10 protein-coding genes are annotated in these 12,482 nt (G+C 70.0%); 5 read left to right on the forward strand and 5 right to left on the reverse strand.

Annotated features, from left to right (window positions below):
• Nucleotides 1-2,971 (reverse strand): DUF7507 domain-containing protein (locus E7Z54_RS21085; RefSeq protein WP_136436700.1); only part of this gene is annotated, 2,971 nt, incomplete at its 3' end.
• A 187-nt stretch (nt 2,972-3,158) separates the two neighbouring features.
• Here E7Z54_RS21085 and E7Z54_RS21090 point away from each other — a divergent pair.
• Nucleotides 3,159-3,959 carry a deoxyribonuclease IV gene (locus tag E7Z54_RS21090; protein WP_206056443.1) on the forward strand — a complete coding sequence of 267 codons (801 nt, stop codon included), beginning with the start codon at nt 3,159-3,161 and terminating at the stop codon, nt 3,957-3,959.
• A gap of 9 nt (nt 3,960-3,968) precedes the next feature.
• Here E7Z54_RS21090 and E7Z54_RS21095 read toward each other — a convergent pair whose 3' ends face one another.
• A complete protein-coding gene (locus E7Z54_RS21095) occupies nt 3,969-4,382 on the reverse strand; it encodes a hypothetical protein (RefSeq protein WP_136436702.1) in 414 nt (137 codons plus the stop codon).
• A 70-nt stretch (nt 4,383-4,452) separates the two neighbouring features.
• Here E7Z54_RS21095 and E7Z54_RS21100 point away from each other — a divergent pair, with 70 nt between their 5' ends.
• Together E7Z54_RS21100 and E7Z54_RS21105 are read left to right on the forward strand one after the other, a co-directional pair.
• Complete coding sequence (locus tag E7Z54_RS21100) at nt 4,453-5,583, forward strand: lipid II:glycine glycyltransferase FemX (RefSeq protein WP_136436703.1); 1,131 nt, start codon at nt 4,453-4,455, stop codon at nt 5,581-5,583.
• Nucleotides 5,584-5,590: 7 nt separating this feature from the next.
• Complete coding sequence (locus tag E7Z54_RS21105; RefSeq protein ID WP_136436704.1) at nt 5,591-6,667, forward strand: alanine racemase; 1,077 nt, start codon at nt 5,591-5,593, stop codon at nt 6,665-6,667.
• Here the strand turns inward: E7Z54_RS21105 and E7Z54_RS21110 are convergent.
• The gene (locus E7Z54_RS21110; RefSeq protein ID WP_136436705.1) at nt 6,625-8,094 is read right to left on the reverse strand and encodes a glycosyltransferase family 87 protein; all 1,470 of its coding nucleotides are present in this window, start codon (nt 8,092-8,094) and stop codon (nt 6,625-6,627) included. The two genes, E7Z54_RS21105 and E7Z54_RS21110, sit on opposite strands and share 43 nt — an antisense overlap.
• A gap of 3 nt (nt 8,095-8,097) precedes the next feature.
• On the reverse strand, nt 8,098-10,353 hold the full coding sequence (locus E7Z54_RS21115) for a transglycosylase domain-containing protein (RefSeq protein WP_168798444.1): 2,256 nt from the start codon (nt 10,351-10,353) through the stop codon (nt 8,098-8,100).
• Between the two features lie 145 nt (nt 10,354-10,498).
• On the opposite strand from E7Z54_RS21115, the gene E7Z54_RS21120 reads away from it, so the two are divergent.
• Together E7Z54_RS21120 and E7Z54_RS21125 are read left to right on the forward strand one after the other, a co-directional pair.
• Complete coding sequence (locus tag E7Z54_RS21120; RefSeq protein ID WP_136436707.1) at nt 10,499-11,104, forward strand: PadR family transcriptional regulator; 606 nt, start codon at nt 10,499-10,501, stop codon at nt 11,102-11,104.
• Between the two features lie 33 nt (nt 11,105-11,137).
• Nucleotides 11,138-12,226, forward strand: coding sequence for an inositol-3-phosphate synthase (locus E7Z54_RS21125; protein ID WP_136436708.1), 1,089 nt, complete (start codon nt 11,138-11,140; stop codon nt 12,224-12,226).
• A gap of 61 nt (nt 12,227-12,287) precedes the next feature.
• Here the strand turns inward: E7Z54_RS21125 and E7Z54_RS23585 are convergent.
• A partial coding sequence (locus tag E7Z54_RS23585) for a hypothetical protein (protein WP_431188818.1) occupies nt 12,288-12,482 on the reverse strand: 195 nt, incomplete at its 5' end.

Genomic DNA, 12,482 nt, shown 5'->3' on the forward strand with positions numbered 1-12,482 from the left:
CCACCTCGAACCCAGCCGGGTCCGAGGGAATGGTCGGCGGGACCTGCGAGTCGCTCGGCGTGTCGGCGGTCGCCGAGGCGGTGTTGACCACCGTGCCGGTCGTGGACTCGTCGAGCACGATCGAGAACTCGTGCTCCTCGGAGTCGCCGGGCTCGAGCGAGGCGATGCTGAAGTCGCCCAACGCGGGCTGCTGGTCATCGGTGACCTGAATGTTGGTCAACGTGCCCTGACCCACATTGGTCACCACGATCCGGTACCGCACCGTGTCGCCGTACCGGAACGCCGGATAGTCGGCCACGTCGTTCGCGTCGCGCCAGGCACCGGTGGCGTCCTGGACGTACTTCTTCAACGTCGCCGCGTAGTAGTTCGCCACCGTCATCGGCGCGGAGGTCCGCATCACCAGCCGCGTGTGCTCGGCCCGGGCCTGGGCCCGGTTCACGAACAGGTCCTCACCGTGGGCGCCATCGGTCGCGATCCGCACCCGGAACTGCTGGACCGCACCCGGCGCCAGCGCCTGACCGATCACGCGGATCGCGGTCGCGTTGGGCGTGAACACCGGCGTCCAGCCCACCGTGTTGCCGACCGGGTTGTTCGCTGCGCCGTTCATCGGGTTTGCAGGATCGTCGGACAGCGTCGCCGGGTTCGCCGTGGTGTAGTACACGGTCTGCCCCTGCAGCGGCTCGACCGCCGCCAGGCTGTAGCTGCCCTCGAAGTCGGTGCCTCGGGCATCGCCCTCGAACGGGAGGATGTCGATGGTGTCGGTGAAGGCCTGCGGCAGCGGGTCGAAGGACCGCAACGTCACCGTCCACGACCCCTCACCGTCACCCGAGCCGTCGAGGTTCGGGATGTACGGCGTGTCCGTGGTCTTGCTGATCGCGGTGTACCCGCTGGTGCTGACGGTGACCTGGGCGGTCGCCGGGGCCGTGGACACGCCACCGTAGGACGCGACGGCCGAGTTCGTCAGCGTCTGTCCCGGCGTCGCGGAGCCGTCGACGACGGCCTGGTAGGTCAGCGAATGACCAGTGTTGGTCGCGACCCCGTCGAGCGTCCAGGTCAGGACCTGTTGTCCCGCGGGGTTCGTGGTCACGGTCGGCGCAGGCGTGGCCGAACCGAGCACGTAGCTCACGTTCGGCGGGAGCGTGTCGACGATCTGGAACCCGTCCACCGAGGCCGGGACGGCGCCAGCGCCGTTCGCGGAGTAGTTCAGCGTGTAGGTCGCCGGCTCGCCCGGCTGCACCACCGCGCGGTCGACCGACTTGCTGATCGCCGGTGTCGCGGTGACGACGTGCAGGACGTCGGCGAACCCTGTGGTGCAGGGGTACCTGCCGCCCGGGACCGGCGTGATGCAGATCTCGTCGCGCTTGTACCAGGACCCGTCCCCGGCCACCTGGGCCTCCATGAAGCTCCAGACGTCGGTGCCCGCCGGCGTGCCGGGCCTGACCTGCTGGCCGATGACCGGCGTGATGTTGTACGCCTTGTAGGCGCGGGCCTGGGTCTCGGTCATCGTGACCCGAACCGCCTTGACCTGGGACGGGTCGGCGGGCGGGGTCGTGCTCCAGCCGCCGGCTCCACCGCACCCGAAGGCGTTGGGATCGTAGGCCGCATTGGCGGGATCCATCGTCGGCGCCGTGCCGGTGTAGTACTCGACCACCGCGCCGTCGACGCCACCGGGCGGCGAGCCCCAGCTGAAGGAGTTGAAGGTCGCGTACTTGGTGTCGATCTTCGAGCACATCCCGACCGGGAAGGTTCCCGGCAGGTCGTCGTGCAGGTGCGCGTCGGTGTCCATGTACTGGCCGACATCCGTCCCGGCCGAGACCCGGTAGGTGTTGTCCCACGTGGTGCCACCGCTGCCGGTGTATCCGCGACCCCATCCGGAGGAGTAGAGGCCGGGCGTCGTCCACGCCTTCGACTCGGTGTTGTTCGCGACGTCGTCCTGCGCGACGTCGCCGTCGACCGAGGTGTAGGTGGGGGCGCTCGAGACCAGCTGGACCGACCCTGACTGCGTCGTCTCCACCCGGATCCAGATCGACCCCGACGCCAGGGCGACCTCGTCGACGGGCAGCCGGTTCCCGGCCGAGTCCACGGTCGGCGGGCTGGCGGGCTCGTAGTCGATCCCGGTCAGCGTCAGCCTGAAGGTGGTGGGCCCGGTCTGGACGAGGGTGCAGCTGCCCACGAAGGACGTCATCTGGTTCGCCGGGTGCGTGCCACCCGACCACGGGTGCCCGTTCGCGAATCCTCCCGCGAACGGGGTGCAGCCCTGAGTCGCGACGACGGCGCCCTGCGCGGAGGCGATGGTCAGGTCGTAGGTGATCGTCTGCGGCCCTGCGGGACTGCCCTTGTCCTTGCTCAGGGTCCATTGGAGATCCAGCTCGTAGCCGCCCGCTCCCGCACTGAAGTTCGCCGTTCCGGTGCCCCAGCGGATGTCCATGCCGAACGGGTTGTCGATCTCGAGCGGGTCCAGGTTCGCGGTCTTCCCGGCGATGGAGCCGGACGCGGTGACCTGGCTGCCAGTCGGCCCGTCGACCTGGACCGGCGTCTGCACGACGACCGCGGTGCCCTGGTCGTGCGTCCCGAGGTTGCAGACCAGCGTCTTGCCGTCGGTGGAGATGCTCGATGCCGGCGTGACGCCGTTGACCAGACAGTCGCCGGGCAGCGAGCCGAACACCCCGTTCTCGAGGGTCACGGTGAAGGTGACGTTGTCGACCGGGTCGTTGGACGGCGCCGGCCGGTCGTCGTTGATGTTCACCCGCCAGACCGCGGTGACCACGTCGCCGCTGGCGACCGTGCGCGGAGTGTTCGCCTCCCACTCGCCCTCGATCTCGTAGACGGTCGCGGCGGTCGCCGGGCCCGCGACGGCGGTCAGGCCGGCGGCCGCCACGAGGACGGCCAGCACGAGGCTGAGACCGCGGCGCAGAGAGACCGCTCGCCGGCGGGACGATGCGACGAGGGTGCGGCGTAGGTAACTGATCATCGTGCGGTCTCCCGGTTCGAAGGTGAAACCACCCACCCGCCCCCCCGGGCGCTGGTCGACAGAACCGTGGCATGGCTCGCCGGACGGCGAGAACGCGTCGAGCCATTTGTGGTCCGAGAATTGGTCCTCGGCTGGTCCGGCTGAGCCCGCGACCGCGGGGTCGGTGGCCGCTCCTACGATGGCGGCCATGAGCGAGCTCCGCATCGGTGCCCACGTCGAGCAGACCGACCCGATCGCCGAGGCCCGGGCGCGCAACGCGCCGCTGGTGCAGTTCTTCCTCGGCAACCCCCAGTCGTTCAAGGGCCCGGTCGTCGCGTACGACGGCGGCCCGGCCGGGCTCCGCGCGGACGCCGAGGCGGCGGGCGTGGACCTGTACGTGCACGCGCCCTACCTGATCAACGTCGCGACGACCAACAACCGCCAGCGGATCCCGGGCCGGAAGCTGCTGCAGCAGCACATGGACGCCGCGGCCGAGATCGGTGCCAAGGGGCTGATCGTCCACGGCGGGCACGTGACCGACGACGACGACCCCGCCAAGGGCTACGACAACTGGCGCAAGGCGGTCGAGGCGACGGACATCAAGGTGCCGCTGCTCATCGAGAACACCGCGGGCGGCACCAACGCGATGACCCGCTACCTGGAGCGGATCGCCGGAGTGTGGGCGGCCATCGAGAACGCCGAAGGTGCTGAGAACGTGGGCTTCTGCCTCGACACCTGTCATGCCCACGCCGGGGGCAACCCGCTCGAGACGATCGTCGACGACGTCCGGGCGATCACCGGCCGGATCGACCTGGTGCATGCCAACGACAGCCGGGACGAGTTCGACTCCGGTGCGGACCGGCACACCAACTTCGGCGCCGGCAAGATCGACCCCGCCCTGCTCGCGCAGGTGGTCCGGGACGCCCAGGCTCCGGTGATCTGCGAGACGCCCGGACCCGCCTCCGCCCACCTGGACGACTTCGCGTGGCTGCGGGAGCGCTGCTCCTAGCCGGGTCGGCTACGTCGGCTGCCACCCGAGCTCGAGCGCGATCTGCTCGAGGGTGGCGACGAGCTCGTCGTACTGCGGCGTGGTGACGACCGAGGCGAGGCGGTCTCGGATCTCCTCGTCAGCCCTGGCCTCGACGTCCGAGACCCGGGCATGACCGGCATCGGTCAGCCGCCACTCCCCCCCGAAGCGCTCGGTGAGACCGTCGACGGCGAGCCGCTCGAGCTCGGTCAGCACGTCCACGCCGCGCGCGGCCAGCGGCAGCGCCTCGATCGCGTCCTCCGCAACCGCGCCGCTGCGCAGGCGCGCAAGCAGCTGCCAGCCGGCTCTGGAGACGCCGGTCGACTCTGCCTGGCGCTCGAACCGGTCGTCGAGCAGGCGGTCGACGGTGGTCAGCCAGTAGCCGAGGGGTCGTGGTGCCGTCATGCTCGACCGGTACCCGCGTGCGGGCGGTCCACCCCCGCGCGCCGGCGGGCGGCCCGATAGCCTCGCACCCATGCCGAGCGTGCGCCCGATCTCCACGACCGAGCACCGCGACTACCTGGCCACCCTGCCGTCAGCGAGCTTCCTGCAGACGCCCGGATGGGCGCGGGTCAAGAGCGAGTGGCGCAGCGAGTCGGTCGGATGGTTCGACGACGACCACACCCAGGTCGGAGCCGCTCTCGTGCTCTACCGCCAGCTGCCGAAGCTGAACCGCTCGCTGGCCTACCTCCCCGAGGGGCCGGTCCTCGACTGGTCCTCCCCGCACCTCGCCGAGTGGCTCCGGCCGCTGGCCGCGCACCTGAAGAAGGCCGGTGCGTTCGCGATCCGGATCGGCCCGCCGGTGGTGACCCGGCGCTGGACCACGGCGCAGATCAAGGCGGGGATCGCCGACCCCGGGATCCGCCTGCTCGGCCAGATACCGCCTGCGGAGCGCTCGCCCATCGGTGCGCGGGTCGTGGCCCAGCTCCACGAGCTGGGCTGGCGGCACCAGGCTGCCGAGGGCGGCTTCGCAGCCGGGCAGCCGCAGTTCGTCTTCCAGGTGCCGCTGCGCGAGGCGGACGGCAGCCAGCGCACCGAGGAGGCCGTGCTCACGGGCATGAACCAGCTGTGGCGCCGCAACATCAAGAAGGCCACCAAGGAAGGGGTGGAGGTGGTGCGCGGCTCGCGCGCGGACCTCGCGGAGTTCCACGAGCTCTACGTGCACACCGCCCACCGCGACCAGTTCACCCCGCGCCCGCTCCGCTACTTCGAGACCATGTGCGACGCCCTGTCGGACGACGACCCCGAGCGCTTCACGCTCTGGCTCGCCCGGCACGAGGGCGACCTGGTCGCCGCCACGATCGCGATCCGGGTGGGCGAGCACGCGTGGTACTCCTACGGCGCCTCCTCCACCCAGAAGCGAGAGGTCCGCGGCTCGAACGCCATCCAGTGGGCGATGATCCGCGACGCGATCGCCGCCGGCGCCGCGGTCTACGACCTCCGCGGGATCACCGAGACGCTCGACGCCGAGGACAGCCACGTCGGCCTCATCCAGTTCAAGGTCGGCACCGGCGGCGAGGCGGTCGAGTACGCCGGCGAGTGGGACCTGCCGATCAACCGGCCGCTGTACAAGGCCTTCCAGCTGTACCTGAAGCGGCGGGGGTGAGGACGAGGTGAGCCTCACCCTGACCGTCGACGGACCGCGTTGGCGCGGCCACCTCGAGGCCGTGGCCGCGGCCCACCCCGGCATCGTCCCGGTCGCCAAGGGCAACGGCTACGGCTTCACCCTCGGCCGGCTCGCCCGCAAGGCCCAGTGGCTGGCGGACCGCGGCCACGACGTGCGCACGCTCGCCGTCGGCACCTACGACGAGCTGCCCGAGGTGGCCACCCGCTGGCACGGCGACCTCCTCGTCCTCACTCCGTGGCGGCCCTGGGTCCCGCTGCCCGAGCCGGCGACCGGGAAGCGGGTGGTCCACACGGTCAGCAGGCTGGCCGACCTGCGTGACCTGCTGCACGCCGACCCGACCGCGCGACTGGTGTTGGAGCGGATGACCTCCATGCGGCGTCACGGCATGGCCGCCCGCGAGCTGTGGGAGGCGGGGGAGCTGCTCCGCAAGCACCCCGGTGCCCGGGTCGAGGGCCTCGCGCTCCACCTGCCGCTCGGCCAGGGTGGCCACGTCAGCGAGGTCAGCCGGTTGATCACCGACGCCGTCGGCGCCGACGTCCCCGGCTCCGGCCTGCGCACCGTCTGGGTCAGCCACCTCACCGACGCCGAGCTCACCTCCCTGCGAGGGCAGTACGCCGACTTCACCTTCCGTCCCCGGATCGGGACCTCGCTCTGGCTGGGGGACCGGGGTGCTCTGCGGGTGACCGCGACCGTGCTCGACGTACATCCCGTGGATCGCGGCGACGCCTTCGGCTACCGCAGCCGGACCGCCCCGAAGCCCGGGCATGTGCTGGTCGTCAGTGGTGGCACCGCGCACGGCATCGGCCTCGAGGCGCCGACCGGCGACCAGTCGATGAAGGCACGCGCGGCGACCCTCGCCCGGGGTGGCCTCGACGCGGTCGGGTTCGTGCGCTCGCCGTACTCCATCGACGGCAAGCAGCGGCTCTTCGCGGAGCCGCCACACATGCAGGCCTCGCTGTTGTTCCTCCCGCACGGGTCGCGGGTTCCCGAGGTCGGTGAGGACGTCGAGGTGCGGGTGCGCTACACCGCCACGACGTTCGACCGGGTCGTCATCGACGGCTGATCCGCGGCTGGCAGCTCGCGCACCGGGTCGTGCTCGGGGCGGTACATGTCCCTGACGATCACGGCGGCCAGATACAGCTCACCGGCGACGCGGATCGCGATGCCGACCCAGTAGAAGCCGGCGTCACCGCCGCCCGGCGGCGCCAGGTAGCCGCCGAGGTACCACCAGATCGTGCAGAAGTAGAAGACCTCCGAGGCCTGCCAGGCGATCTGGTCACGCCACCGCGGCCGAGCCAGGACCGCGAGCGGGAGCAGCCACAGCACGTACTGCGGTGAGTACACCTTGTTGACCAGCAGGAAGCCGACCACGATCAGGTAGCCGAGCTGGGCGAGCCGGGGGATGAGGTCTCGTGACGGTCGCCGCGCGACCTCCTCGACCGATGCGGATCGCCGTCGGCCGGCGGTCATCCCGATCACGAACACAGCGAGGCACCACGCGCCGAAGAGGATCCACGACCAGGTGTTGATCGTCTCGGCCCGGAAGCCGACGTCGCCGGCCTGGTCGATGAGCATCCACACCGAGCCCAGGTCGGCGGTGCGGTCGGCGTTGAAGGTCCAGAACACCTTCCACTGGTCCGGGCCCGTCAGGTAGCCCGGCGCGTTCGCGACCGCCCAGGCGGCGACGGCCCACCCGGTCATCACCCCGAAGCGCGCGTACTGCCGCCTGCGCAGGCAGATCACCAGCAGCCCGCCGAGAAGGAACAGCGGGTAGAGCTTGGCCGCGGTGCCGAGGCCGATCAGGACGCCGGTGAGGATCGGGCGGTCCTTCGACCACGCCCACAGCGCTCCGGCGACGAGCGCGACCGCGATGAGGTCCCAGTTGATCAGGCCGGTCAGCAGGAGCGCCGGCGACAGCGCGAACGCTGCGGCGTCCCAGGGCCGCCCACGGTGGGTGCGGGACACCAGCCAGCTCGCCAACAGCGCCAGCGCGCCGAAGCCGACGGCGTTCACCAGCAGGAAGATGGTCTGCTCGTCGGAGACCTCGGGGTCGTCGTAGAGGGCGGAGACCGGTGCGTCACCGCGGGCCTCGAGATCGGGCGACCCGTTGAGCCAGTGCGTCACCCACGAGGTGCCCCACGCCCAGTAGGCGATGCCCACGGGGTACTCCATCACCTCGTAGCGCGCCCGGACCTGCTCGTCCTCGCTGTAGGGCCACTCGTGCTCAGCCAGCCCGCGCGGGACATAGAGCGGGCGCAGGTCGGTGTAGCACATGTGGGAGTAGACCCAGTTCTGGTCCTTCCCGTCCGCCAGCGAGCACGGCGCCTTCTGCACCATGCCCAGCGCGAAGGTCACCGCGGTCAGCAGGAGCAGCACCTTCGCCGGCGTCCACCACCGGTGCGGGCGCGCCCGCTCGCCCATCGGGCCGCCGACGACCTCGCTCAGCCCCGCGACGACCGGGTCGTCGCGGGTGGGGTGGACGTGAGACATGCGTCAGGCAGCGGTACGACGGCGGCGCTGCCGTGGCTTCGGGGTGGCGGCGCCCTGGGCCGCCCCGGTGCTCGACTCACTGTCGCTGGGGGACGGAACCAGCGGTGGCGGCGTCTTGTCCGTCTTGGTCTCGGTCGGCGTCGGAGCCTCGGTGGTCGGCGGTGCGCTCGTCTCCGGCTTCTGCGTGGTCTTGCTCTGCTTCGGCTTCGGCTTCGGCTTCTTGCTCGGGGACGGCGGCGGGGTGTACGGCTCGTGGCCGGACTCCGGCGCGTCGCCGTCGACGTAGGCGGGGTCGGCGAGCTCGAGCACCTCCTCGCCCTCCAGCGCGCGGCTCATCACGGCGTTCCACGTGTCGAGCGGGAAGCCGCTGCCGAAGAACGTCGGCAGCCAGCCGTCGAGCTGTCCGTTGCCCTTGCCGCGGACGTACATCACCGCGGTGGAGAGCTGTGGGGTGAACCCGGCGAACCAGGCCGAGGAGACCGCGCCGCCGTCCTTGGTCGCGGTACCGGTCTTGCCCGCTGCCGGCCGGCCGATCGCCTGGGCACCCGTCCCGGTGCCGGAGCGCACGACCGTCTCCATCGCGTACGAGGTGTCGGCGGCGATGTCCTCGGAGATCGCGCGGCGGTCGGTGACCTTGTGGTCGAACCGGACGACGCCGTCGCGGTCGACGACCTTCTCGATGATGTAGGCGTCGGCCGCCGCGCCGCCGTTGGCGATGGTGGCGTAGCCGTTGGCCATGTTGATCGGGCTGACCGTCTGCGAGCCGAGGCTGACCCCGATCTCAGGGTTCAGGCCGGGGCTGCTGGTCGGGAAGCCGTACGGGTCGCGAGCCGGCTCGGCCGGCGGGACGCCCATCGCGTTCGCGGTCCGGATGATCTCCTCCGGTCCGTTCGGCATGTCCTCGGTCATGTTGATGAACGCGGTGTTGATCGAGTTCTCCGTGGCCTGGAGCAGGCTGACCCGGCCGTAGTCCCGGTCGCCCTGGTTCTCGAAGTCGGCGTCACCGACCACGTAGGGCGAGTTGCCGTCGAAGGTGTCCTTCAGCGAGTAGCCCGACTTGAGGCCCGCGGCGACCGCGAACGGCTTGAACGTCGAGCCGGCCTGGCCACCGGCGACCGCCCAGTTGATCTGGGAGTCGAGGTAGTCGTGGCCGCCGTAGATGCCGCGCACCGCGCCGGTGCCGGGCTCCACGGAGGCCACCGCCACGTGGAGGTTCTTTCCGAAGCCCTCGGGTCGCGCCTCCTTCACGCCCTGCTCGGCGGCGTCCATCGCCTTGCGGGTGAAGGTGGTGGTGACCTGCAGGCCGCCGCCCTGGATCTCCTCCTCGGTGAAGCCGAGCCTGAGCAGCTCCTTCCGCACCATCTGGAGCACATGGCCGCGCTGGCCGGCGTACTGGTCGTCCTGCTCGATCTTCGGGAACTTCGGCAGCTTCGCGGCGGCGGCCTCGGCCTCGTCGGCGTCCGCGGTGCCCATCTCGACCATTCCGTCGAGGATCCGCCCCATCCGGGTCTGGAGCCGGGCGACGGCCTCCTCGCCGTTGGCCGGGTCGTACAGGGACGGGTTGTTGAGGATCGCGGCCAGCGCCGTCGACTGCCGCAGGTTGAGGTCCTTGGCGTCGCGATCGAAGTACGCCTGCGCCGCGGCCTGGATGCCGTACGCACCCCGGCCGAAGTAGATGGTGTTGAGGTAGCCCTCGAGGATGTCCTGCTTGGAGAGCTGGTTCCTGATCTTGAGGGAGAGGATCGCTTCCTTGCTCTTCCTCTTCCAGGTGCGCTCCTGGGTGAGGTAGAGGATCTTCACGTACTGCTGGGTGATCGTGGAGGCGCCCTGAGTCGACCCGCCGGCCGCGTTGCTGAAGGCGGCCCGGACGATGCCCTTGGGATCGATGCCCCGGTCGGTCCAGAACGTGCGGTTCTCCGCGGCGACGACCGCGTCCTTCATCGTCTGCGGCATCTCTTCGTAGTCGATCGAGTCCCGCTTCTGCACCGCGAACTCGCCGAGCTCGGCCTTGCCGCCCGCGTAGTAGACGCTGGTGGTCTCGGTCAGGAACTCCTCGTTGGGGTTCGGGATGTCAACCGAGCGGTACACGACGTAGAACGCCCCCACGCCGACCAGGCCCATCACCACGGCGGTGACGAGGGCCCACAGGCCGAGCCGCTTCAGCTTCTGCTTCCGGGTGCGGGGAGGCCGGTTCGCCTTCTTACGGGAGGTCGTCCGCTTCGTCGTCGAATCGGGCGCCTTGCGCTTTCCTGGAGCCACTCCGGGTTGCCTGTCCTCGTCACGGGGGTGAACATGCCGCGACCCAGAGTACGGCGCACCCCATCTCAGCCTTGATTTGGCGGGATCCACGCGATCGATCCATCGGTTGTTCACGTTCTGCGGATATATCGCTACGATAGATCGCATGGCACGTCGTGGTGAGACCATCGAGCTGGCAGTCCTCGGGCTGCTGCACGAGGGCCCCATGCACGGCTACGAGCTGCGCAAGCGGCTGAACCTGATGCTGGGCTGGGGGCGACTGCTGTCGTACGGCTCGCTCTACCCGGCACTGAAGAAGATGCTCCGGGGCAACCTCATCGAGGAGGTCGCGGCGCCGGCAGGTCCCGTGTCCCGCCGCCAGCGGATCGTCTACCAGGTGACCGACAAGGGCACCGAAGAGTTCTCGCGCCTCATGTCGGAGGTGGGTCCTGCCGCGTGGGAGGACGACAACTTCGACATCCGGTTCCGGTTCTTCTCCTCCACCGACATGGAGATCCGGCTGCGCGTCCTCGAAGGACGCCGGTCGCGGTTGCAGGAGCGGCTGGACCGGGTGCAGCGCGAGCTCGCGATGACCCAGAAGGAAGTCGACCGCTACGCCGCCGAGCTGCAGAGGCACGGCGTGGAGTCGGTCGAACGCGAGGTCCGGTGGCTCTCGGACCTGATCAACGCAGAACGCGGCGCCCAGGGGCACAGCGTTGCGAAGCCAATTCCACCCACGCAGACGCCGACGTCCCCGTCGACGTCGCAATAGAGCAGCCGTGAGCAGCAAGGAAGGAACACCCCCATGGGTTCGGTTCGAGTAGCGATCGCTGGCGTGGGCAACTGCGCCACGTCCCTGATCCAGGGCGTGCAGTACTACCGGGACGCCGATGCCGCGAGCACGGTCCCGGGACTCATGCACGTCAAGTTCGGCGACTACCACGTGAGCGACGTCGAGTTCGTCGCCGCGTTCGACGTCGACGACAAGAAGGTCGGCAAGGACCTCTCCGAGGCGATCAACGCCTCCGAGAACAACACCATCAAGATCGCCGACGTCCCGACGCTCGGCGTCGAGGTGCAGCGTGGCCCGACCCTCGACGGTCTCGGCAAGTACTACCGGATGACGATCGAGGAGTCCGGGGCCCACCCGGTCGACGTGGTCCGGGTCCTCAAGGACTCCGGCGCCGACGTGCTGGTCTCCTACCTTCCCGTGGGCTCGGAGGAGGCTGACAAGTTCTACGCGCAGTGCGCGATCGACGCAGGCGTCGCCTTCGTCAACGCCCTGCCGGTCTTCATCGCCTCCGACCCGGTGTGGGCGAAGAAGTTCGAGGACGCCGGTGTCCCGATCGTCGGCGACGACATCAAGAGCCAGGTCGGTGCCACCATCACCCACCGCGTGATGGCGAAGCTGTTCGAGGACCGCGGTGTGGCCCTCGACCGCACCTACCAGCTCAACGTCGGCGGCAACATGGACTTCAAGAACATGCTCGAGCGCGAGCGCCTGGAGTCCAAGAAGGTGTCCAAGACCCAGGCCGTCACGTCGAACCTGACCGGCGAGCTGTCCAACCTGACCGACTCCCGCAACGTCCACATCGGCCCGTCCGACTACGTCGCGTGGCTCGACGACCGCAAGTGGGCCTACGTCCGCCTCGAGGGTCGCGCGTTCGGTGACGTCCCGCTCAACCTGGAGTACAAGCTCGAGGTCTGGGACTCCCCGAACTCCGCCGGCATCATCATCGACGCCGTCCGTGCCGCGAAGATCGCCAAGGACCGCGGCATCGGCGGCCCGATCATCCCGGCCTCGGCCTACCTGATGAAGAGCCCGCCGGTGCAGATCGAGGACACCGAGGGCCGGATGCTGCTGGAGAAGTTCATCGCCGGCGAGTCCGACTAGCTCGAGACATCGCTCGCGCAACGAAGGGCCGATCCCCACGGGGTCGGCCCTTCGGCGTTCCTCATTCGCCGACCTTGATGCAACCGACCTCCTCGCGCAGCTCGATCCGGGTCCAGACTGCGCGATGGTCGGAGACCGCGGAGTGCAGCACGCTGGCCTGCAGCGGCTTGAACCAGCCATCGTGCAACACGTAGTCGATCCGCCTCCGGGGGCTGCGGGCCGGCACCGTCGCGCCGGCACCCTCGCCGACGGCCCA

Origin of the sequence: Nocardioides sp. (assembly GCF_004803405.1) — a bacterium.
GTDB classification, from domain to species: Bacteria; Actinomycetota; Actinomycetes; order Propionibacteriales; family Nocardioidaceae; genus Nocardioides; species Nocardioides vastitatis.

Excerpts from the sequence above, each read along its gene's own strand:
- E7Z54_RS21090 (WP_206056443.1), top strand. The coding sequence starts at position 3,159 with ATGAGCGAGCTCCGCATCGGTGCCCACGTCGAGCAGACCGACCCGATC.
- E7Z54_RS21095 (WP_136436702.1), bottom strand. The coding sequence starts at position 4,382 with ATGACGGCACCACGACCCCTCGGCTACTGGCTGACCACCGTCGACCGC.
- E7Z54_RS21100 (WP_136436703.1), top strand. The coding sequence starts at position 4,453 with ATGCCGAGCGTGCGCCCGATCTCCACGACCGAGCACCGCGACTACCTG.
- E7Z54_RS21110 (WP_136436705.1), bottom strand. The coding sequence starts at position 8,094 with ATGTCTCACGTCCACCCCACCCGCGACGACCCGGTCGTCGCGGGGCTG.
- E7Z54_RS21120 (WP_136436707.1), top strand. The coding sequence starts at position 10,499 with ATGGCACGTCGTGGTGAGACCATCGAGCTGGCAGTCCTCGGGCTGCTG.
- E7Z54_RS21125 (WP_136436708.1), top strand. The coding sequence starts at position 11,138 with ATGGGTTCGGTTCGAGTAGCGATCGCTGGCGTGGGCAACTGCGCCACG.